The following is a 21491-nucleotide window of genomic DNA, read 5'->3' as shown; positions in this document are numbered from 1 at the left end:
GAAAAAACTACATGCCTAGCATGTGGTTTTATCCCTTTCTACAGTTAATGCCCTTACCGCATAAATTGACAGAATTTTATGAAAATTGCTATGTCTAAAACTACAAAATTCATGCTGATTACTATGTTATTAATATCTTCAGTATGCGCTAATGCTGACGTTGTGCGTGGTTACGTGCAGCATGAACACCCATTTTATCTACCTCAATACATGTTATATTCGTTACCTGTACGGAATTATTTTGGATATGAACCACCTTCACTTTCACAAGGTCTTTTGGTAGGGAATGTCGGTACAAGTGCGTCTTATCAAATGGGTAAACGTAATCCACTGGCTGCTCATATCGACATTACCGAGGAAGCTTCCCTTGTTAGTGGTTTGCGCTAACTCTAATGCTCTTAAAGGGGCGTTAAAAATTAGAGACTCAGTCAAATTAACACTGACGCCATTAGGATTGGTGTTGTTGCTAAGTGGCTGTCAGCTTTTTCCTTCTGCTCAACAGTCAATCTTGCCACCTAGTGTTGAGCCTATAAAACAGGAAAGTATAGACAGTCATACTTTCTATTTATCACCCGATCAAAATGTAGTTGGTACATTAGCCAGTGTAACGGCGCGCGAGACTGATACATTGTCGGATATTGCTCGCAACTATGGGTTAGGCTATAACGATATTACACTTGCAAACCAAAATTCCGAGCCGTGGGCACTCACTAACGAGCAAACCATACTTTTACCTTTACGTTTTGTTTTACCAGATACACCACATCAGGGTATGGTGTTAAATTTAGCGAATATGCGTATGTTTTACTATCCGCACACACCGGGGGGCACCTTGCTGACTTTTCCGGTAGGTATAGGTCGACAAGGATGGAATACGCCTTTGGGTAGTACTCAAATTATGTCCAAAAAAGCTAATCCAGATTGGACTGTTCCGGCGTCAATTAAGCGCGAACATTTAATGCAGGGTGATGTTTTGCCTAATGTGATACATTCTGGCCCAGATAATCCCTTAGGTAATTATGCTTTTTCACTTGGGTTTAAGAGTATTTTGATTCACGGCACCAATAAGCCTTACGGTATTGGTATGCAGGTCAGTCATGGTTGTATTCAGCTATATCCTGAAGATATTGAGTTTTTGTTTAACAAAGTTGAAGTGGGGACACCGGTAAAAATTGTTTACCAACCCTATATGGTCGCTTGGGAAGGGGACATGCTTTATGTTGAAGCGCATCCTTCTTTAGAGAAGTGGGCTAAACAGCAAAACAGTTTGCAAAAAGACTTACGTAACAAACTCAAAAAATTAGCGGCAGAAAAGCATGCAATCGTCGATTGGAAGCAAGTTGACAGCATATTGCAACGATCAGATGGTATACCCAGCCCCGTTTTGGTAAATTCGCCTGATGCAGCGGATATTTCTGCTAAGGCATTACTATTGCAACATCCTGATAAACTTTTAAACCAACCCCAGGTTATGGAGTTGACTGATCAAGATTGGTCCATAGTGACTAATCCTATGCAAAACCGTGCTGAGGCACAAAAATTAGCGGCCATGCTTAATCATCAAGAACCTCAAATTCCTGCGCGGTTCATGGATAGTGCAGATGGTTATAAGGTGATTGCTGGGCCGTTTAAGGATAGCCAGGAGGCTAAGCTAAATGCCAAGCGAATTAAACACTTATTTGAACTGGATGTGACAGTAAGAGCTCCCCGTAATTCTGCGTATTGTATTAATCAGATGCTAAAGTCGGTTGCTTGTAAGATGTCCACATAAACTCGCTTCGAAAATTAAGGCTATCATCGTTATGCGATTACGCTGTGTAAGTTTTGCTAGAGAGCCTGAAATATTTTCGGTTAAGTGCATTTTCAAGAGATTGAACTTGTGTTTTAGAATTAAAGAATGTTAAAAACAAATAATCAGCACTTAACTATATAAATGAAACTTAAAAACTTATTCTCTTTGAAGTCATTGTTAATATTCGGCTTAAGTGTGGCGCTGACGCCATTTTTTATTGGTTTTTTGTACGCCACATTTGCTATACGTGATATGTCGATGTTAGGTCGAAGCATGAATGCAGAAATTTTTGAACAGACCAAAGCCATTGGCGTCGTATTGTTAAAAGCGTCGGACATTGAACGTAAAGCTCGATTATTTGTGTTGTTATCCGATCCTGCTGTACAGGAACCCTACGAGCGGCAATCATATGAAAATGCGCGGATAGCCTTTAAAAATGCGCTGAATCAATTGCTTAAATTATCAGTAGACAACAAAATAGCGTTATTAGGCAACGAATTATTAGCCAAAGAAGATATTATTTATCAACAGATTAGTAATACTGAAGCGGAAAACCTGATGCGCTTACCCATTGACGAGGCTTTTCAAGGTTTTCGTGAAACTGCCAATAATCTATCTCATGAAATTGAAACCAGTGTTGATTTAAAGTTTAAGGGATTTAGCGCAAATGCAGAAGATTTAGAACACACACATTTTTATGCTGGCATATTGTTGTTTCTACTTTCGTTAGTTTTTATTATTGTTTTATTGAGCATAGTCACGCGTGCTATTTGGCAGCTAAATATGGCTGTTCGCCGTTTAAGTGCAAGAGATTTGGTCGAACCCATTAATATTGTGGGTCCAAGTGATTTGAGTTATTTAGGAACTCAACTTGAGTACTTACGTCAACAGTTTGTAGAACTTGAAAATTCGAAACAAAACTTTATCTACAACTTTGCTAATGAAATTCATGTGCCAATTGATACGATACACGGATGTGCCGAATTTTTGATCTGTGAGGCTACGGCAAATATGAATAGGTCTGCACAAAAGGTTGCAGAAAATTTATTAGCTGAAATAAAAATATTGGAAACACTGTATAAACAATTGTTACGTTATAGTCAGTTGAATACACAGACTGATGCACAAATTAAAGAAATAACCAATGTGGATGCAGTGTTAGAGTCAGTGGTGGATGCTTTTCAAACTGATTTACAGCAAAAATCAATAATTCTGCACAAATTCATAGAACCTGTGCAATTATTTTGTATTCAAAGCGAATTACACACAATTTTCGAACAATTGTTGGCTAATGCGATAAAATTTTCACCGCAAAATGGTGAAATTCGCATGGTATTGCACAGCAATGCAGAGCAAATGGAGTTTGAAATTGAGGATGAAGGTCCAGGAATCGCCCCCGCACAACATTTAGCGGTTTTCGAGCCGTTTTTTCGGTCACAAACTCTGGTAGGAACTGATAATAAGCATGTTCCTGGTGTGGGATTGGCAATTGTTAGACAATATATTATAAAGCATCAAGGTACAGTAGAAATTATTGATTCTTCACCTGATCAGCTTGGTACCCGAGTACTGGTTAAAATTCCTCTTGGCGCAAACAGTTAAAAATGAATAGACTCCCGATTACAGTAAAAATATGGTGTTTAACTTCAATTCTGCTTTTACTGGCAGGATGTTCGCAATTGAATACTCAGGATGAGTATCCGCAAAGTAGTGGTCAAAACCAAGCGCCTGTAGTTAGTGCTTCCCCAGATTATGACGTCTTATTGGATTTTAGCCTAAAAGTAAGCAACATGGCTGTAGCGGGCCGCGCAGAATTATGCCGGTCTTTATTAAAACGCCAAAAAGAGACACCCAGTACAGAAATTTCGGTACAGCTTTTAATTGGACGACTATTTTCTGAGTCGTGTGGCGACATTTCTAAAATTTTGGACGCGGTTGCATCCGTTTCAAGCACTAATCAGTACGATGAACACAGCCAAAAGTTGATAGTCATCTATGCGGAAATTTTAAAACGCATGCAAAATAGTTCTAAAAAGCTTGTTGCTTTAGAACGTAAACAGAAATCGCTGCAAGCATTACTCGATAGTAAAGGCAATAAAAATCCCCAAGGTTCTAGCAATGATTCCCGCTTATTACGCGATAAACTGGATGCTATAAGGAATATGGAAAAGCAATTAGATGAAACCTCTGACAGTAACTAAACAGAATGTTGCGTATTCGTTTGGCGATGGTGATTATCGTTACTTTTATTTTTGTTTTATTATTGGCTATTACTTTATATTGGGGTTCTAATCAGGTCTCTATCTATATTCAACGTAGTGAAACTGCCTATATAACCTTTGAACAGTATGAACGCTTGTCCAATGAAGCCAATCGCCATTTTAAACAATACACGGAGCAATTGATTTTAGCGGGTACAGAGCAGGGTCACAGTGCAGACGTTGAGTCCTCCAGGCTGAGTTTGTATGCGGCCATGGATCAACTCAGGGCTCTTGTGGTTAATATGGGAGGCACAAGTTTACAGACGGATGACGCTGCCAATAATAAAATTGCTGAACTGAAACGGGTAGCGCAATTCTCTGCCATGTTAGATGCCAGTGAATATCGATTTAAAGAGGTTCAGCACTTGCACGAACAAGGTCTGCACGATTTAGCATTGCAAAAGTTATTGAAATATTTTAAAGAAGAAATTGATGGTAAATTTCAACCGTTAATTGATATAGCCATTAATCAAGAAAGGGAACATGCTGAAAAATCCAAACAGGAACTGGATAAATTAATTCAGCAATTGCGTTGGATAGCTATTTTAGCGTCCTTGCTGGCAGCCGTTTTTAGTTTAGTGTCAGGGTTTGTTTTACTGCGAGGATTGCGGATGCCCATCGCTAAATTAATGCAGGGTACGGATGAAATAGCTTCGGGTAATTTGCTATACCGAATAAATTTGGATACTAGCGATGAATTTGCTTATCTTGCAAAGCATTTTAATCAAATGGCGCAAAAGCTTGAACTTCAGCAACAACGATTGCGAGAAGGGCGCGCTGAACTTGAGAACAGAGTAACAGAGCGTACCATAGAATTACATCGGCTAAACGAAGCATTAATACAAATGGATAATGTGAGATGTGAGTTTTTAGCCGATATCAGTCATGAGCTGCGCACACCTATCACCATCATACGTGGCGAAGCAGAGGTGACATTGCGTGGTCAAGATTGTGATGTAAACGACTACAAAGATACTTTGCAACGTATTGTCGATTTGGCTATGCAACTTGGTAAATACGTAGATGATTTACTTTTTATTGCCAGAAATGAAACGGATAAATTGCAATTTGCATGGACCGTGGTTGATCTCTCTAGCTTGGTGGCTGATGTGGTTGATGATTTTCGGGTAATTGCTCAACAGCAAGGGCTTACTGTGTCACTGGCAATGCCGGCAGAAATACTCTGGGTTCGTGGCGATAAACAGCGGTTACGCCAGTTTTTGTTAATTTTAGGCGATAACGCCTGCCGCTACTCTAGCGAGGGTGGCAGCATCATAGTGACGTTAAAAGTAGAATCTCAAAAAGTAAAAATCAGTATTAGCGATCAAGGTATCGGTATACCCAGTCAGGATTTAAATCGGATTTTTGATCGTCATTTTCGTAGCGAAAATGCTCGAGAATCGAATAACTTTGGTTCAGGACTTGGCTTGCCTATGGCAAAAGCCATTATACAGGCACATGCAGGCAGTATTAGTGTTAATAGCACAGAGCTTGAGGGGTCCACCTTCACTGCGGTCTTGCCTTTACTTTCAATTGGCAATGGTAAGCTTTCTTATGAGCGATAATTACAGTAAATTCAATTCTCTGGTCGGTAGCAATAACAAACGCATATTGCTGGTAGAAGATGATGATCGTATCGTCAGTTTTGTTACGCGTGGTTTAAAGGCTGAAGGCTTCACGGTTGAACATGCGGGTAGTGGCAAAGCAGGTATTGCTATGGGTGCTGAAGCTGATTTTCGGGTTATTGTACTTGATCTGGGGTTGCCGGATATGAACGGTAAACAAGTCTGCGAAAGTTTACGTGATTTGGGCGTAAACACGCCACTCTTGATGTTGACAGCAAGAGATTCAATTCAGGATAAAGTAACCGGTTTACGTTCTGGCGCAGATGATTATATGACCAAGCCATTTGCCTTTGAAGAATTACTGGCTCGAATTGAGGTGCTAATGCGCCGAGGTACAATCAACAACGAGCAGGACGTTAAAGAATTAATACTGGCAGATTTGGTCTTGAATATAGAAACGCATGAAGTCAAGCGCGGGGATGTACAGATAGAATTAACTGCTAAAGAGTTCGCCTTGCTGGAATGTTTTATGCGTATGCAGGGAAAATTGCTCAGCAGAACCCGAATTTTGGAATGGGTGTGGGGCTATAGTGCAGACCCCTTAACCAATATAGTGGATGTTTATGTGAGACAGTTACGGCGTAAAATTGATGAGGAGTATGAGTTGAAACTGCTGAAAACAGTACGCGGCTATGGTTATAAGCTAGATGCTTTGTAAACATTATTTTACTAAAAATTGATTGTTATTAACGTAAAATACACTTGCTTGCAGTAGAAAAAGGCTATTTAATGATAAGCATGATTCACTTTTTATCTGTCTGAGGGTTTATGAATAAAGTAAGGTTCCTATTTTTTATAGTATTGCTATTCCCGTTTTTAGCCGAGGCAGAGGAATCGAAATTACAAAAATTTCAAGCTATGAATGAGTGCATGATGAAAGTTGATCAAACTCAATTGCAATCACTGGCCGATCGCAGTATTAAATTGATGGCTGATGCATCGGCACTGTGCGACAGCGGTAATCGGGATGCAGCCAAAGCGCTTGATGAAAGCTTTACCAAGCAGGAAGAGGCGACGCCCGTGACTCAGGCAATCAAAAAATGTGGTGAAATTTTTAAAAATGAGCAAAATAAAGACAAAGTAAAAGCGCATATTTGTGACAGAATTAAGCTCGCTACGTCGCCGAAATGATGTGTTGTAATGTGTTTGCTAATAGCTGTTTGTAAACTGGAATAAATCATTTTTTTATTTTCGCTAATTTTTTGCCAACCTCATCACCTAAGCTCGTCTGTAGGGAGAATAATGACGGGTAAGCCTAAGCCAAGGATGTAAAAAGCAGATGTTCATCATGCTGTCATTAAACCCGATAGTATCAGTGGTATTATGGGATGCTCTATTCAATTTTGCTTGCTTATTAACAGCTAGATATCAAAAAACTCTGTGAGAAAACTTACAAAGGTTATGTGGTGTAACGTACATATGAGCGGTTACTTATCTGATATTCTATTGGCTGGTGTAGCTGCCATCCTAAGTTTTAGCGTAGCTAGAATTTAAAGAGAGGTGAATCCAAGATATCTAATTGATTTAAAGTGTTTAAAAATTATAGTACAAGTGGTTATGCTGTTTGTCTGCACTTTTTTGGATAAATGATAGAATAATACAGTAAGTACAATTGACATAGTTCAAAAAAAGAATTATATCTATCCTGCAATTTGCAGTATTGAAAAAATAGCAGGGCAAATTTAGCAGTGTTGTTTGCTTTTAAGTGGTTTTATTCTTACTAATAGTTAAATGATTTTGCTCAAGTTTTATGTTTTTGTTTTGTTTGGTTTTTTATAAAGTTCTTTAGTGGTACCTGTTTTTCGTGTTTTAAATTTAGTCTTTTTTTAATTTTTAGGAGTATTAATCATGCGTATGAAAAAATCTACTTTATTAGCCAGTGCAGTTGCGTTGGCTGCATCAATGTATTTGCCAGCAGCAAGTGCTATAGGTACTGATACTTTTACACTACCAACTACTGGTGGCACCATTACTGGGGAAACAACGCTTGTTAGTTCAATATCAACCTACACCACAATCGATAGTTATCTGCAGGCTGCAAATCCCGGTGCATTTGATTTTATACTTTCATTTACTGACCCAAGTAATTCAGGTGGATACGCATTAACTACCGAGTCATGGAATTTAGCTTTTGATGATGGATCTTTTGCTGCCATACAATATATCTTGAATGGTGGAAGCTTGATTACTGCTACTGATGCGAATAATGCTTATGATGTTAACGGCTCTACTAGCATTATTGGTGGTACTACTGGTGGTACTACAACGCTTGAAGTCACAGGTATTATAACTAATAAAAATGTTACAAGTGGACATTATACATTAAATGTTACTCTTCCAAACAACGCGAGCGTACCAGAGCCTGAGATGTTATCTATGATGTTATTAGGTTTGCCATTAATTGGTTGGATGTCTCGTCGTAAACAGGTTGCTTAATTAAATAGGCAGAACCTGCCAAGTTTCACTGCTATTGATTTATTTTGTATTGGCAGTGAATGGGTTAAAGATCACATTTGAGAAATAATGTGGTCTTTTTTTATCAGTTGATTTAATAATCTGTTATCGATATCTACGACAGCTTGGTTGTGACTGTATAAGAATACACCATAAATTCTATCAAATTTCGTGATAAATAATAACTATCACTATATTGCTGCAATTTTAATTGCGATAAAAAGGCATGCCCAAATCTAAAAAACGAGTATCAACCTTAGCTTTGTGGACTCTTATCCTTTGCTTGTCGTCTACAGCAACTGCAAGTTTACAGACAGATATACAATCATATGACTTAATTAACTCGGTATGTCCAACCGGATTAGAACAGAGTCGGGCTTTTAATAAACTGCGCACCGATATTGTGACTGCGGAAACCCTCGAGCAAGCGCGTGTTATGGCGCTTAAGCCCACAGAGGACGCTATGAATGCCTTGGATAATGCTTATTCTTTTTTGCCATTTAGTGATGACTTGGCTGAGGCAAAATACCGCCTTAACGCCGCCCGTACCCGAATATTAGCTGCCTCATCACAGCAACAGGTCGCTGATGAGCTTTCTGGATTGATGTTGGCTGGTCTTGATGATAATGCAGCTACTCTTAATGTGGGTAAGACGGGTTGTCATTATACAAATGGCGAAGTCGTCGCTATTGTAATTGGGTTGATTCTAGGGATAATTCCAGGCCTTATTTTACTGGTTCTGCTTTGCTAGACTGAGCTAAGTTTCTTAAATGGGTGGTCAATTCGGTCCGCCTAGTAAAGAAATAGGTGTTTTTACGAATAGAAAATGTAGATTTTCCAGGTAATAATTAACTCGCATAGATTATACGAAATTGTAAAAAAACTTCGGCTTTTCAGTTTTATTATAGTCATAATATCAATTGGTTATGACGGTTTTGATAATAATTATGCGTGAGATAAGTTTGTGTTTTTTCTGTAAGAAAAACGCAGAATTTTGAAATTTTTTATAAATGCCATGATTTCGCAATATTACTGTGTTAGCATGGTGTCGTATAATCTTAAGATGATAGGGTTATATATGGCATTGTATAGGTCATCAAAAAATCCTATGCTCTGCACAAAATGATTTTTTTAAACTAGAGAGATTTATGGCTGCACAAATTGAAGGCAAAGTAAAATGGTTCAACGATGAAAAAGGCTTCGGCTTCATCGAGCAAGATGGTGGTAAGGATGTGTTTGTACACTTCAATGCTATCAACGGTGGAAATGGTCGCAAAACCTTGAAAGAAGGTCAACGCGTAACCATGGAAGTGGTTACTGGTGCTAAAGGACCACAAGCAGAAAACGTTACGCCTTTATAATCTTAACGCTCTCTGAGTGATTATCGTTAGTTAGTTTGAGTCTCCAACTGGAAAACCAACACGCGGTATACACTGACGGTAATATCAAATAACCCCCTTAGTCTAAAGGGGTTATTCGTTCCAATTGAAATGCTTAAAAAGTTTTTTTTGGGAAAGTATTACTGTTTATTTCGCTTTAGAGTGTTAGTTTGGAAAATATTTGGCGTGAAACCGATTAGTAAATTCGACCAAATTTGTATAGGATTTGGCGGCATCGAAAATTGGGGCTGTAAATTCTGTTACTAGCAGCATTTGCATTAATGTTGCATAAGCTGCCGCGTCTAATGAACTGGGTTTATCCCCAAAGAAGTAAGTTTTATCACCTAGCAATACGGATAAGGCGTTTAAATCCTGTTTGCCAATTTCTGTGATCTCAGCGTTGCTGTGTCTTCCCATTCCCTGTTTTTGTAGTTTACTTAACACGTCTCTGCGGGCAGTGTAGGCAATTATTTTATTCATTGGAAACGGGATACTATCAAAAAATGTTTTATGCAATGTAGTGATATTATGTGGTAATTGCCAGCGAGCATGCACCAACACCCAGTAAAGGTTTTCGTCCAGCATTTTGATAAACGCATGAGCAATCGCTTTTTCTATTGCGCTTAAATGGCTATCGATATTGGCGTTATAAGTATCCTGTACATAACGAATAATAAAACTTGAATCGGCAATCAGTTTGCCATTATCTTCAATAAACGGTAATTTTCCCTTAGGCGCTTTACATAAATACTGGGGGCCACTTGCTGTATCATAGGGTAAGTTAGCTAAACGAAAATACGCTTCAACCTTTGCACAAAACGAGCTGGCATCACAGACATCGCCCACTTGACCAAATTTATAGAGTTTAAGCATATTTTCACCTGAGTAGAAAGCGGATAATGGATTGCAATAGATAAATAAATTTTGTCTATTTGACTCTGCCAAGATGACTAACGTCAAGAAAATAGTAGGTGCTTAAGTCTCTACTCAATAAATTAACCTATTTTAATGGGTATATTTACAACACACTAAGGCGGTTCTACATGAACTCTTAGGCAAATGTGCAAAATGAAGTCATAATAAAACCATTATTATTTTTCAATTCATGCCTTATCGTGCAAAAAGCTTTTAAAATTCAAAGCAATTATCAGCCAGCCGGCGATCAACCTGTTGCCATTCAAGAATTAGTGGCAGGCATCAATGAGGGTGAGGTGCATCAAACCTTACTGGGTGTAACTGGCTCTGGAAAAACGTTCACCATCGCCAATGTTATCCAGCAAACCCAGCGGCCTGCCATGATTATGGCACCTAATAAAACCCTAGCTGCGCAGCTATATGGGGAAATGAAAGAGTTTTTTCCAGACAACAGCGTTGAATATTTTGTCTCATATTACGATTATTATCAGCCCGAAGCCTATATTCCGGCTTCTGATACCTTTATTGATAAAGATGCATCTTTAAATGAACATATCGAACAAATGCGTCTGTCGGCCACCAAGGCTTTACTAGAACGTCGTGATACTATTGTGGTAGCCACTGTCTCTGCTATTTATGGTCTGGGCGAGCCGGAGTCCTACTTCCAGATGGTGTTGCATTTGGTTCGCGGAGATATGATCAAACAGCGCGATATTTTACGCCGCTTAACAGAAATGCAATACACCCGTAACGACATTGAATTGCGACGAGCAACCTATCGAGTCAGGGGAGAAGTGATTGATGTGTTTCCTGCCGAATCAGAAGAGCAGGCCTTGCGTATCGAGTTATTTGATGACGAGATTGAACGTTTATCCATGTTTGATCCGTTAACGGGCGAAGTATTGCAACGCATCGCGCGCTTTACCTTATATCCTAAATCACATTACGTGACGCCTCGCGAACAGTTATTGATCGCGGTTGAGAAAATTAAAATCGAACTGGCAGAGCGTTTAGCTTATTTGCGCGATGCACATCAATTAGTCGAAGCTCAACGCTTGGAGCAACGTACCTTATTCGATATTGAAATGATTATGGAGGTTGGCTATTGTTCAGGTATCGAAAATTATTCCAGGCATTTGTCCAATCGCAGTCCTGGTGAATCACCGCCCACTATGTTCGATTATTTGCCCAAAGATGCCTTGGTTATTATTGATGAAAGTCATGTCACCGTGCCGCAAATTGGAGCCATGTATAAGGGCGATCGTTCACGCAAGGAAACTTTGGTAGCCTATGGTTTCCGTTTGCCTTCTGCTTTGGATAATCGGCCTTTAAAGTTTGACGAATTTGAGCAGCGCACCTCGCAACGCATTTATGTATCTGCCACACCAGGGCCTTATGAAAAAGCGCATTGTTCTACCATGGTAGAGCAGGTGGTTAGGCCTACTGGTTTGGTCGATCCACTGATAGAGGTTCGTCCAGCCACTACGCAAGTGGATGATTTGTTGTCAGAAATTAATTTGCGCGTACAACTTAAAGAACGTGTGCTGGTCACTACGCTGACCAAACGGATGTCTGAAGATTTAACCGAGTATTTGCTTGAACATGGCGTAAAAGTTCGCTATCTGCATTCAGATATTGAAACCGTAGAGCGGGTAGAAATTATACGCGATTTGCGGTTGGGGATATTCGACGCGGTGGTGGGGATCAATTTATTGCGCGAAGGACTTGATATACCCGAAGTGTCGTTAGTAGCGATTCTGGATGCCGATAAAGAGGGTTTTTTAAGATCCCATGTGTCACTCATTCAAACCATAGGTCGGGCTGCACGTAATGTCAGTGGTAAAGCCATATTGTATGCGGATAAAATTACCCGTTCCATGCAATTAGCCATTGATGAAACTGAACGCCGTCGCGCCAAGCAGCAAGTGTTTAATTTGCAACACCATATACAGCCGACCACCATTTATAAATCAGTGACCGATATATTGGAACTGTCTATACCTGGCTCAGGTGGATCTATTAATAATGCCCGTGCCAAAGTCGCAGAACCCGCCGCACAATACAAGCCGCTAACCCCTAAACAATCGGCTAAAGCACTGAAACAGTTAGAAGATAAAATGTACTATCATGCTAAAAATCTGGAGTTTGAAGAAGCAGCACGAATACGCGATCAAATTAAGTTAATTCAGGCAGAAATGGTCATTTAGGTGGTTTATATCGCCGAATAATGCCATTTATTATACAATTGCAGGTTTTGACTATCCTGCTAAAACCAGACTGTTTAACATTTTGTGGTGCATGGTTTTCTGCTTTAACCCGTAGCGACTTAAGCGTTATAGGTTCTCTAAGCATTATCTGGATAATCTTTTTTTTATTGCAATACTGTGTAATTTCGCATTCCAACTACCCTTTAACACATAAGCTGTAGTGATTTTGCTGTCATCAGCGTTGCTGTTTTTGCCAATCTATTATCAGGAAATGATTATGACTGAAACGCCTTCTGCTGCAATTCTCAATGCTATACCTAAATTGAGTGTGTATATCATTACTTATAATGAAGCAGACAAAATAGCCGCGGCAGTAGAAAGCGTGCTTTGGGCTGATGAAGTGTTAGTGTTGGATTCTGATAGTAGTGATGACACTGCAAAAATTGCTACGGCCTTGGGAGCGACTGTTAAGCAACTTGCTTTTACCACGTTTGGTAAGTTACGAAATGATGCGATTGCCGCTTGTCAACATGAGTGGGTGTTCAGTTTAGATGCTGATGAGCGTTGCACGCCAGCAGCACAGGCCGAAATTTTACGTGTACTGCAAAATCCCTTGGCAGATGCTTATTTCGTGCCACGCCGCAACTGGTTTATGGGACGTTGGATAAAGCATTGTGGCTGGTATCCAGATTACCGTCAACCACAGTTATTTCGTAAACAGGTAATGACATTTGATAATCGTGACGAAGTTCATGAGTCGTATAAGGTCACGGGAAAATCCGCCTATTTTGAAGCCTCTATTGTGCAAATACCGTTTCAAAATCTGGAGCAATTGCTACATAAAATGCAACGTTATTCCAGTTTGGGTGCGCATAAATTAGTACGCAATGGCAAACCCGTTAGTATGGGTACGGCATTGACGCATGGACTATGGGCTTTTATTCGCATTTATATTTTAAAATTGGGCTTTCTGGACGGTTGGGCTGGATTTGTATTGGCCTTGGGTAATTTCGAAGGTACTTTTTATCGCTATGCCAAAGCAGCTACCGCCAAACAAAATTGGAGTAAGCCCGACATTAAATGATTCAGCTTTTGCAGTTACTGCGTACTGTTGCTTAATGGGATGATGATGTTTGTAAGTTTTTGATTGGCTTAGTTAGCCCTAATCATTAACGCGCAAACATACAAATGGCTAACTGTATGCCAGTTCTGAATGGGTTCATGCTAATTTGTCGCAACAGCATGACAAACTTAGTATTTCATTAGGGATAACCAATATAAATTGGGTTCTATAATTGATAAAGATAAATTATGGGTGTTTTGGTTACAAAACATTAATTATAATAAGGTCTATAACGGTTGTTCTGGCAATTAATACTTTACTTTTGCTGTCGCTACCTATTAAGGCAGACGACATATTGTCCGCAAGCTCAAGATTTAGGTTTAATACTTTCGGAAGTTTAGGTATTATCAATGGCAGTAATGACTTGCATATGCAAACTGATCTAGCGCAACCCGATACCTTTCAAGGCAGCATGTCCTGGAAAGCAGATACTATGATGGGCTTACAAGCAGGGGCTTATTTAACAGATCAAATTGATGCAACGGTACAATTTGTTATTAAAGATAGAGTCAATCAGACCTTAAACGAAAATTTAGCCTGGGCTTTTTTACGTTGGAAACCTAATCAGGATGTTACCTTACGCACAGGTAGACTTGGATTTGATATCTATATGTTGTCTGATTATCGGAATGTCAGTTTTGCGTATCTGTGGGAAAGACCCCCCGTTGAATTTTATGGCCCGCTTTTGTTTCAGAATTTTGATGGTATTGATGGTAGCTGGAAAACACATATAGCTGATGGATTTTTGACCGCTAAAGTATTTGCCGGTACAACCACAAAATCCATACCCCCGCCTTTTGCAAACAGTGGACCCAGCTTGTTGTGTTTGGGGCCAATTACCGGTGGTAAATTAACTTTTGAGACTGAGAGTCTACGCTTATCTTCGGGATTCGCGTATATGTCATTCGACAAAAATTTTGCTATTACCTCAAGTTTGTCATCAGCGTTATCCGATCCCAATTTGCAAACTGCCTGGAATAACGCCAATCTATATGCTGACCAAGTTAATCAGCTAGGAAAATCCATTACTTTTTTTGCTTTGGGGGCCAGTTACGATGCGAATGATTGGGTAGTGCAAAGTGAATTGGGATACTTACATTCGAATTGGGCTGGCTTTAGAGATTTGCCCAGTGGCTACTTTAGTTTAGGCAGGCATTTTGCTAATTTAACGCCTTATGTTTTATTCAGCATGGCACGCAGTGCGGGCTCGGCATCACACGTTGTGCCGCCTGAAATTCAAGGCGACGCCATTAACCAACTTTATACAAATACGCAATTGTTCATGCGTGGTAGTCCGGTTAATCAGAAGACGGTTAGTTTGGGGGTACGTTGGGATGTCTTAGCTAACATGGCAGTTAAAGTACAATGGGACTATACGCAAATTGCCAGTAATGCAGATAGTTTGTGGATCAATGCCAACAATTTATCATCTGTTCCTGCAACAAATGTTAATTTGTTGTCAGCTAGTATTAATTGGGCGTTTTAATATGAAAACGTCACGGCTGTTCCTTATCATGGTTTTGTTAAATTATAGTTTTGAGTCTGCAATTGCTGATTTAGTGGTGGTGACGAATCAAAACAATTCAATTCAAGAGCTAAGCCGCGAACAAGTCGTCTATCTGTTTACCGGACGTGAACAAAATTTTCCTAACGGAAATTTGGCTTTTCCAATTGATCATATCGTAGACTCGACACTACGCAGTGATTTTTACCTGTTATTGTTAGGGAAAACAGTGGCACAAGTAAATGCCTATTGGGCGCGCCTTATGTTTACGGGTAATGCAACACCGCCTAAAGTTTTGCCTTCCGTTGAAGCGGTGCAAAATGAGGTACGCGAAAATCTGTATGCTATTTCTTATTTAGATGAGTCGTCCGTCGATAATAGATTAAAGGTGGTGTATCGGTTAAAGTAGAGCCGATACTCAATAGACACGAGTTCCTGAAATGAAGCTATCCATACGTATTGCCTTAGTTGTCACTGTTTTAGCCTTATTAGGATCTTTGTTGATTTCTCTATTTTCTTACCAGCACACACTAGAAAATGAACGTGACATAGCCAACACGCATATTACCCAGTTGGGCAACACCGTGTTACGCACCGCCATGATAGCCGTTTATCTGGATAACCAAGAAATTGCTGATGACGTCATTAAAGGTTTAACCAGCAATGAAATTGTTGATAGTGTGTTGTTAACCAGCGTTACCGGCATGAAAATTTATAATGATCCCAAAATGCTAGAAACTGATCAGTTATCGGGGGTTGTCAGTATCCAATTGGAATCGCCTTTTATTTCCGGCGACATAATTGGTGAATTGCAGATATTACCCAAACATGAATTAATTGAACGCAATGTCCGTTTAATCGCACAGGAAAGGGCGTTGATATTGTTTTGTAACACGGTTAGCATAGCCTTACTGGTTATGTTGGTTATCCAATATATGTTTGTCCGTGCTTTAAAACATATTGCCAAGGCTTTGCACAAAATTGAGCCTGGCAGTCAAGATAGACTTAAATATCCTGCTAACCATCAATCCGATGAAATAGGTGGTTTAGTTAATGATATAAATCATTTATTAGGTTTTGTCGCAGAGCAGTTTGAATCAGAGCGCGCCTTGCGCTTGCAAATGGAAAAGCTAGAACGGCGGTTTCGATTGATCTTTGAAAAAGCCAGCGTGGGTATTTATCTGATGGATAATGAAAACCACATAGTGTTATCTAATCCTGCCTTTTATGACATTGTGCGTACCAAAATTTCTTGCGATCAGGATTGCTTACCTTTTATTTTTAAAGATGTTTCTCTGGTTAATGATTTAATTAAAGATACTTTTTGTTTTGGCAAACTTAACAATTATGATTTGCAGTTGGCAGGCAGACCTTCTGAAAGGCCGCGCTGGGTACATTGTTTATTTTCTGTTGTTAACACCACTGACTGCGATAACGTGAGTAACACGTATTTACAAGCCATTATTGTTGATATATCTGAGCGTAAGTTTCAGGAACAGATTACCAAGTTTCAGGCAGAACGTGATCCACTGACACAATTGCTTAATCGACGCTCTATGGAAACACAGCTGATAAAATTACAGGTAAAAGCGCTGAATGAAAATAATTGTTTCTGTATTTGTCTATTGGATTTGGATAATTTTAAACCTATTAATGATACTTATGGTCATGAAGCAGGTGATCACGTGTTGCAAATTGTGGCGGATCGCATCCGTAATTTCCTACGAAGTGAAGATATTGCCTGCCGTTTAGGTGGCGATGAATTTTTAATAGCTACAATAGGTAAAATTGCTTCTGCCAGACTTGATATGGCTAATTTAGCGAGTAAACTGATTGCGACTATTATGGAACCCATTGAGCTTGGTAAAGGCAATGTGGCGAGTGTGGGTGTCAGTATGGGGATTGCTATATCGGGTGACTATAATCATGAGATTAGCAAATTGCAAAAAATGGCTGACGATGCTATGTACGAGGTTAAAAAACAAGGTAAAAAGGGTTATAAAATTTATGAGTAAATTAGACGCGCGGGTCTTGCATTTAAAATCTATCGTATCTAATTAGCGTAATTTTTTATCATTTAAACTTAATGGACTGTCTATATACTGAACGAAGTTAGGCGTATTGATCGCGATTGATGCGCCTCCTGGCATCGGCACAGCCTATAAACGCCAATATTTACGCTGAATAGTTAAAGTCTATATAGATAGGCATTATCCATTTTGGTTTGAACGACTTAATTTTTAATCGAAAAGGTAGAAAACTTAGGTTATTTTGTGTATAAGGTTAATATAAAATGATCTAAACAAACTTAATTAATTTAAGGGGTGCTATGTGAATAGGAAACAAAACACAGTACGCAAAGCAAGTCGAGCCAAAGCAAGCATAAAACGCACGGCAAAACCATCTAAAGGACGGTTTACTCACTTTTTAGAGGGTATGGCAAATATTTTTCCGGTGAGTTCTCGTGATTATGTACACCCAACAGGGGGAGGTTTTAGTAAAGATGCAGCGGCTATACGGAATGATTTTGGTACTATAGCCTTGGATTTGGATAAAGCATTATGTAAGTATGAGCAGACACAGTCAAATTAAGGCTAAGTCAGGTAATAACGAAGTTACTTTTAATGATCATGAAACAGACTCGCCCATCGTACCCATTGCTCAGATTGAGCGTCTTCATCTAATACGTCCAGATAAAGTAGACTGGATTTTTCAACAAACGGAAGCAGAGTCAACGGCAAGACGTCAAGAAGCCGCCAGACTTAACACACTTATTTTTATTGAAAGACTAGCGGGCGTTATCTTCGCTTTCTTGATTGCTAGCATAGGTTTGGCCGGATCAATATGGTTAGCTAGCCTAGGTAATCATGAAATATCAGCGGCTGCCATTGGCGGCACTACTTTGGTAAGTATGGTTTCTGCTTTTATTTATTCGGGTAAACGTAAATAATTTTGTTGTTTTAATTAAACAAAACAAAGTTTACTGTCACCCACTTTAGTGTTTCACAAATTTTTAACATGCAACAGTTACACTCTTAATTGCTAACAAGCAAACGGGTGTTACATTATCGCGACTGATAAAACTTAGTTGATCGATCCTATTAAAACCCGCCAGAGCAAATGCTAGCTCAGGTTTGCGGTTAATAAATTATTGATTTAATAGGTCTTGTTTTGACTAAACCATCCTTATTATTATTCGATCTCGGTGGTGTATTAACCGAAAATGCCGGATTCTCGCAATTAAATACCCTGTTACCGCAACCATTAGACAAACAAGATCTAAAACAGCGCTGGTTATTATCGTCATCTGTTAGAGCCTTTGAGCTAGGAGAACTAGGGGCGCAGGATTTTGCCCGGCAATTTATTCAGGAATGGCAATTGGAATTATCCGCAGAAGAGTTTTTGCTGGAATTTACTGCATGGTCGAAAGGCTTTTACCCAAATGCGCAGGCGACTTTACATTTATTGCGCCAAGAGCATCGTGTGGCTTGTCTGAGTAATTCTAACCCCATACATTGGCAAAAATTTGCGGGTTACGAAAATCATTTCGATATTGCCTTATTCTCGCATTTGCGCGGTGTAATTAAACCCGACCGTGAAGCGTTTATGCTAGCCATCGACGAATGCGCCGTTAAACCCTCTGAAATCTATTATTTTGATGACTCGGCAGCGAATGTGGAAGTGGCAGAGTCGTTAGGTATGCACGCATTTTTAGTAGAAGGATTTAAGGCTTTACTGCAATTATTAATTTGCCAAGGTTTGGTTGCAGTTCCAGTGGTTGTTGAATAAAAACGGCTTAGAGCTGGGTTAAATAAGTAGTTGCTACTGAAAAATTATTTTGACGAAAATTGGCTAAGCATAATTTAACTTCTTAGGCGGCTTCTAAAGTGACATGCACTTGCTGTGACCAAGGGCTACGGCAATATTGACCAGAGCATCCAGAGAAAAATTGATATACGACCACGCAACAGGTCATCCTACTTAGGACACGACTCTTTTTGACATTGGTGCCATTCGTTATGAATTAAAACAGCTTTTAGGGATAACGGTGGAAGTTTTAACACCAAAAGCACTGCCTGAAAATTTTAGACATATTGTGCTGAATGAAGCGTAACCAGTATGAGCAAGGCGGATATTTTACGTTTGCCAGAATATCTGCGACATATTTCTGTTTATCTAATTTTTTCGGCATCTCTTGTAGGATATTTTTCATAAATAAGTAACCCGACCCCTTTTATTCCTTTTATTCCCTTTTAGTTGGGATGAAAAAACATTGCAGAACCATAAACATTAAAATTTGTAGTTAATACCAAGCTTGGCAGTGTGGATGCCGCTGACTTTATCAGTCATGACATATGAATAACCATCAGACCCCATAGCCGTGGCTGTTTGGGTACTGTCTATCCCCAAGTAAAGATATTCAGTCTTGATAGTGACATGATTTGCCGCCCATTCAAAAGGTAAGACATATTCGATACCAGTACCAATCGCATAAGCAACAATATTGCTTTTGCTCGAAATATTCAATGTATTAAAGCTTTGATAAGGCGGAGAATCATAATTAGCCTGGATGCTGGTAAAGACAGCGCCGCTTTTCACATAGAACAGGATTTTATCAAGTGCGTAGCCTATACGCCCACCTGCTACGGCATAGCCAAAAGCACTGCCTATATTTGTGCTATGCGTTATAACAGTAGCGTTTGGAAAAGCGGCCAATCCGTTAGGGTCCGGACTTCTACCGTGCGCGCCGAGATAGCCATATTCACCTTCAAAGCCCAACACTAAGGGAGAATTCGCAACTTGCCAGTTATAACCAATAGTGCCGCCCCCCAAAAAACTAGCACTGTTTTTATAACCATAAGCAGCATTAGGAGTAATCCATGTACCACCCCAACCACTACTATACGGCTCGGTAGTGTCAGTTTTAGCGCCTGCACCGCCGCCGGCAAAACCGCCCAGATAACCCCCTGTCCAGTTATAGGCGGCATAAGTGCCGACCGTATCCGCCAAAACGGAGTTCAATAACGTAAACATTAATGGCAATAGAAATATAGCTTTAGTTTTCATTGATAATTCAATTTTTCAATTGTGTTGCTGTAAAATTTCTAAAAAAATCAATAACTTTAACACAACATAAACTATCAAGATAATTTAAAACCAACAGCGTGCCCATCTTATACAACAAATGTGCCTTCAAACCTTGGCATAGCGTTTTATCGCAAATTTTGCCGACATCCTGCGATAATACCCGGAAGTTAAATAACGAAGGGTCCGGTGTTAGTTTATCTGTTCTTTTTTGCTCTCTTGTGGGGTAATTTTCATAAATAAGTAACCCGACCCCTTTTTGTTCTACCTTTGATGACAAACGGTAGGCAATAAAAAAGCCGGAGTTACCCGGCTTGATTGGCGCCAACAAGCAATCTATATTAGCTTTTGCATTCTTGGCTTAAGGATTTTTTAATGTCAAAAAAACCTTGTTTAATAAAATTCATCCCTATTTCAAGTGGAATAGGCGATGGAGTACCAACGTGATACACCTCGGTACTTGCTTGAAATACCTTTCCTTGATTATCCTGAGTATTTAAAAAGTCATTAGCAGCTTCTACTTCTTTCTGGAACCCGAATACTTGTATTTCTAATTCAGTGCTCATTGGGTATGCCTCCAAGTTGTGAACATCATCTCGACGGATGCTGCAGTATTTAACTTCTCCATCCGTGTACTTATCATGCTTAATAGCTTCTAAAACCGCTACAACCGCATTTGGGCAGTCGTTAATAACATTTTGAACATATTTACTACCCGAACCAATTACTGTTGGTATTTGAGTAATGTTTTCAGCCTTAACTTCACTATTTCGTAATTTTTGAATTTTAATGCACGATCCATTTATATAGACCATGACAATAAAATCTCTATCCTTCCTATCCACTATAGTAGCCGGAATTATAAAGTCATCCGATTTTTGTAAAATAAAATTTAGGATCATATTGCTAAAATCGACCATACATTCTAGGCATCCCGCCATTCCGATTACAGCACCTTTGATACGCTTTACTTTTCTGAAAGGTACATCAAGGTGAACATTATCCTCACCATCTGTAAAAGCAATGTCTGACGCTATAAAGTGTGTGTCATAAGCAGTAGTTGTCAAAATTTAATCCTTTTTTATTAAAGACATACACACATAGAGCTAATCAAATATCAGTAAGTAATCTAAGTGTTACTCAAAA

At 39.4% G+C, this 21491-nt stretch carries 22 protein-coding genes; 18 read left to right on the top strand and 4 right to left on the bottom strand.

Features of this window, described 5'->3' with window-relative positions; all coding sequences use genetic code 11:
* Nucleotides 1-78 precede the first annotated feature (78 nt).
* The 10 genes from ABH008_RS14100 to ABH008_RS14055 all read left to right on the top strand — a co-directional run bounded on the left by ABH008_RS14100 (nucleotide 79) and on the right by ABH008_RS14055 (nucleotide 9493).
* Nucleotides 79-387, top strand: coding sequence for a hypothetical protein (locus ABH008_RS14100; protein WP_347986253.1), 309 nt, complete (start codon nucleotides 79-81; stop codon nucleotides 385-387).
* Entirely contained in the window at nucleotides 374-1771 is a 1398-nt protein-coding gene (locus ABH008_RS14095; RefSeq protein WP_347989979.1) for a L,D-transpeptidase family protein, read from the top strand. The genes ABH008_RS14100 and ABH008_RS14095 overlap by 14 nt, the downstream gene beginning before the upstream one ends.
* Nucleotides 1772-1933: 162 nt before the next feature.
* The gene (locus tag ABH008_RS14090; protein ID WP_347986252.1) at nucleotides 1934-3394 is read left to right on the top strand and encodes a HAMP domain-containing sensor histidine kinase; all 1461 of its coding nucleotides are present in this window, start codon (nucleotides 1934-1936) and stop codon (nucleotides 3392-3394) included.
* 2 nt (nucleotides 3395-3396) lie between these two features.
* Nucleotides 3397-3993, top strand: a complete 597-nt coding sequence (locus tag ABH008_RS14085) for a hypothetical protein (protein ID WP_347986251.1) — start codon at nucleotides 3397-3399, stop codon at nucleotides 3991-3993.
* A gap of 5 nt (nucleotides 3994-3998) precedes the next feature.
* Nucleotides 3999-5618 (top strand): ATP-binding protein, encoded by a 1620-nt coding sequence (locus ABH008_RS14080; protein ID WP_347986250.1) that lies wholly within the window; start codon nucleotides 3999-4001, stop codon nucleotides 5616-5618.
* Nucleotides 5608-6336 carry a response regulator transcription factor gene (locus tag ABH008_RS14075; RefSeq protein WP_347986249.1) on the top strand — a complete coding sequence of 243 codons (729 nt, stop codon included), beginning with the start codon at nucleotides 5608-5610 and terminating at the stop codon, nucleotides 6334-6336. The genes ABH008_RS14080 and ABH008_RS14075 overlap by 11 nt, the downstream gene beginning before the upstream one ends.
* Before the next feature lie 110 nt (nucleotides 6337-6446).
* Nucleotides 6447-6809, top strand: coding sequence for a hypothetical protein (locus ABH008_RS14070; protein ID WP_347986248.1), 363 nt, complete (start codon nucleotides 6447-6449; stop codon nucleotides 6807-6809).
* Nucleotides 6810-7526: 717 nt separating this feature from the next.
* On the top strand, nucleotides 7527-8114 hold the full coding sequence (locus tag ABH008_RS14065) for a PEP-CTERM sorting domain-containing protein (protein WP_347986247.1): 588 nt from the start codon (nucleotides 7527-7529) through the stop codon (nucleotides 8112-8114).
* Between the two features lie 244 nt (nucleotides 8115-8358).
* Entirely contained in the window at nucleotides 8359-8883 is a 525-nt protein-coding gene (locus tag ABH008_RS14060) for a hypothetical protein (protein ID WP_347986246.1), read from the top strand.
* Between the two features lie 397 nt (nucleotides 8884-9280).
* Nucleotides 9281-9493: a cold-shock protein gene (locus tag ABH008_RS14055; protein WP_347986245.1), complete on the top strand. Its 213-nt coding sequence runs from the start codon at nucleotides 9281-9283 to the stop codon at nucleotides 9491-9493.
* 183 nt (nucleotides 9494-9676) lie between these two features.
* Here ABH008_RS14055 and ABH008_RS14050 read toward each other — a convergent pair whose 3' ends face one another.
* Nucleotides 9677-10384, bottom strand: coding sequence for a glutathione S-transferase family protein (locus ABH008_RS14050; RefSeq protein ID WP_347986244.1), 708 nt, complete (start codon nucleotides 10382-10384; stop codon nucleotides 9677-9679).
* Nucleotides 10385-10626: 242 nt separating this feature from the next.
* On the opposite strand from ABH008_RS14050, the gene uvrB reads away from it, so the two are divergent.
* The 8 genes from uvrB (at nucleotide 10627) to ABH008_RS14010 (ending at nucleotide 19049) form a co-directional block, all read left to right on the top strand.
* Complete coding sequence (gene uvrB, locus ABH008_RS14045; RefSeq protein WP_347986243.1) at nucleotides 10627-12633, top strand: excinuclease ABC subunit UvrB; 2007 nt, start codon at nucleotides 10627-10629, stop codon at nucleotides 12631-12633.
* Nucleotides 12634-12910: 277 nt separating this feature from the next.
* A complete protein-coding gene (locus tag ABH008_RS14040; RefSeq protein ID WP_347986242.1) occupies nucleotides 12911-13717 on the top strand; it encodes a glycosyltransferase family 2 protein in 807 nt (268 codons plus the stop codon).
* Between the two features lie 409 nt (nucleotides 13718-14126).
* Entirely contained in the window at nucleotides 14127-15242 is a 1116-nt protein-coding gene (locus ABH008_RS14035) for a hypothetical protein (RefSeq protein ID WP_347986241.1), read from the top strand.
* 1 nt (nucleotide 15243) lies between these two features.
* The gene (locus tag ABH008_RS14030; RefSeq protein WP_347986240.1) at nucleotides 15244-15669 is read left to right on the top strand and encodes a hypothetical protein; all 426 of its coding nucleotides are present in this window, start codon (nucleotides 15244-15246) and stop codon (nucleotides 15667-15669) included.
* A gap of 31 nt (nucleotides 15670-15700) precedes the next feature.
* Nucleotides 15701-17275 carry a sensor domain-containing diguanylate cyclase gene (locus ABH008_RS14025; protein WP_347986239.1) on the top strand — a complete coding sequence of 525 codons (1575 nt, stop codon included), beginning with the start codon at nucleotides 15701-15703 and terminating at the stop codon, nucleotides 17273-17275.
* A gap of 316 nt (nucleotides 17276-17591) precedes the next feature.
* Entirely contained in the window at nucleotides 17592-17852 is a 261-nt protein-coding gene (locus ABH008_RS14020) for a hypothetical protein (RefSeq protein ID WP_347986238.1), read from the top strand.
* Nucleotides 17830-18210 (top strand): hypothetical protein, encoded by a 381-nt coding sequence (locus ABH008_RS14015; protein ID WP_347986237.1) that lies wholly within the window; start codon nucleotides 17830-17832, stop codon nucleotides 18208-18210. Before ABH008_RS14020 ends, ABH008_RS14015 begins: the two co-directional genes overlap by 23 nt.
* A 221-nt stretch (nucleotides 18211-18431) precedes the next feature.
* The gene (locus ABH008_RS14010) at nucleotides 18432-19049 is read left to right on the top strand and encodes an HAD-IA family hydrolase (protein ID WP_347986236.1); all 618 of its coding nucleotides are present in this window, start codon (nucleotides 18432-18434) and stop codon (nucleotides 19047-19049) included.
* A 501-nt stretch (nucleotides 19050-19550) separates the two neighbouring features.
* Here the strand turns inward: ABH008_RS14010 and ABH008_RS14005 are convergent.
* From ABH008_RS14005 to ABH008_RS13995, 3 genes are read right to left on the bottom strand one after another with little or no spacing between them, the layout of a single operon-like run.
* Nucleotides 19551-20327, bottom strand: coding sequence for a hypothetical protein (locus ABH008_RS14005; protein WP_347986235.1), 777 nt, complete (start codon nucleotides 20325-20327; stop codon nucleotides 19551-19553).
* Nucleotides 20328-20334: 7 nt separating this feature from the next.
* Nucleotides 20335-20673 carry a hypothetical protein gene (locus tag ABH008_RS14000; protein ID WP_347986234.1) on the bottom strand — a complete coding sequence of 113 codons (339 nt, stop codon included), beginning with the start codon at nucleotides 20671-20673 and terminating at the stop codon, nucleotides 20335-20337.
* Nucleotides 20674-20686: 13 nt separating this feature from the next.
* Nucleotides 20687-21412 (bottom strand): hypothetical protein, encoded by a 726-nt coding sequence (locus ABH008_RS13995; RefSeq protein WP_347986233.1) that lies wholly within the window; start codon nucleotides 21410-21412, stop codon nucleotides 20687-20689.
* Nucleotides 21413-21491: the final 79 nt, after the last annotated feature.

The sequence above is a fragment of the Methylomonas sp. AM2-LC genome (assembly GCF_039904985.1).
In the GTDB taxonomy this organism is placed as follows: domain Bacteria; phylum Pseudomonadota; class Gammaproteobacteria; order Methylococcales; family Methylomonadaceae; genus Methylomonas.
The sequence above is the reverse complement of the archived record's forward strand: the minus strand, read 5'-3'. Positions and strand labels throughout refer to the sequence as shown.

Excerpts from the sequence above, each read along its gene's own strand:
- ABH008_RS14100 (WP_347986253.1), top strand. The coding sequence starts at position 79 with ATGAAAATTGCTATGTCTAAAACTACAAAATTCATGCTGATTACTATG.
- ABH008_RS14090 (WP_347986252.1), top strand. The coding sequence starts at position 1,934 with ATGAAACTTAAAAACTTATTCTCTTTGAAGTCATTGTTAATATTCGGC.
- ABH008_RS14085 (WP_347986251.1), top strand. The coding sequence starts at position 3,397 with ATGAATAGACTCCCGATTACAGTAAAAATATGGTGTTTAACTTCAATT.
- ABH008_RS14080 (WP_347986250.1), top strand. The coding sequence starts at position 3,999 with ATGTTGCGTATTCGTTTGGCGATGGTGATTATCGTTACTTTTATTTTT.
- ABH008_RS14075 (WP_347986249.1), top strand. The coding sequence starts at position 5,608 with ATGAGCGATAATTACAGTAAATTCAATTCTCTGGTCGGTAGCAATAAC.
- ABH008_RS14070 (WP_347986248.1), top strand. The coding sequence starts at position 6,447 with ATGAATAAAGTAAGGTTCCTATTTTTTATAGTATTGCTATTCCCGTTT.
- ABH008_RS14065 (WP_347986247.1), top strand. The coding sequence starts at position 7,527 with ATGCGTATGAAAAAATCTACTTTATTAGCCAGTGCAGTTGCGTTGGCT.
- ABH008_RS14060 (WP_347986246.1), top strand. The coding sequence starts at position 8,359 with ATGCCCAAATCTAAAAAACGAGTATCAACCTTAGCTTTGTGGACTCTT.
- ABH008_RS14055 (WP_347986245.1), top strand. The coding sequence starts at position 9,281 with ATGGCTGCACAAATTGAAGGCAAAGTAAAATGGTTCAACGATGAAAAA.
- ABH008_RS14050 (WP_347986244.1), bottom strand. The coding sequence starts at position 10,384 with ATGCTTAAACTCTATAAATTTGGTCAAGTGGGCGATGTCTGTGATGCC.
- ABH008_RS14040 (WP_347986242.1), top strand. The coding sequence starts at position 12,911 with ATGACTGAAACGCCTTCTGCTGCAATTCTCAATGCTATACCTAAATTG.
- ABH008_RS14035 (WP_347986241.1), top strand. The coding sequence starts at position 14,127 with ATGCAAACTGATCTAGCGCAACCCGATACCTTTCAAGGCAGCATGTCC.
- ABH008_RS14030 (WP_347986240.1), top strand. The coding sequence starts at position 15,244 with ATGAAAACGTCACGGCTGTTCCTTATCATGGTTTTGTTAAATTATAGT.
- ABH008_RS14025 (WP_347986239.1), top strand. The coding sequence starts at position 15,701 with ATGAAGCTATCCATACGTATTGCCTTAGTTGTCACTGTTTTAGCCTTA.
- ABH008_RS14015 (WP_347986237.1), top strand. The coding sequence starts at position 17,830 with ATGAGCAGACACAGTCAAATTAAGGCTAAGTCAGGTAATAACGAAGTT.
- ABH008_RS14005 (WP_347986235.1), bottom strand. The coding sequence starts at position 20,327 with ATGAAAACTAAAGCTATATTTCTATTGCCATTAATGTTTACGTTATTG.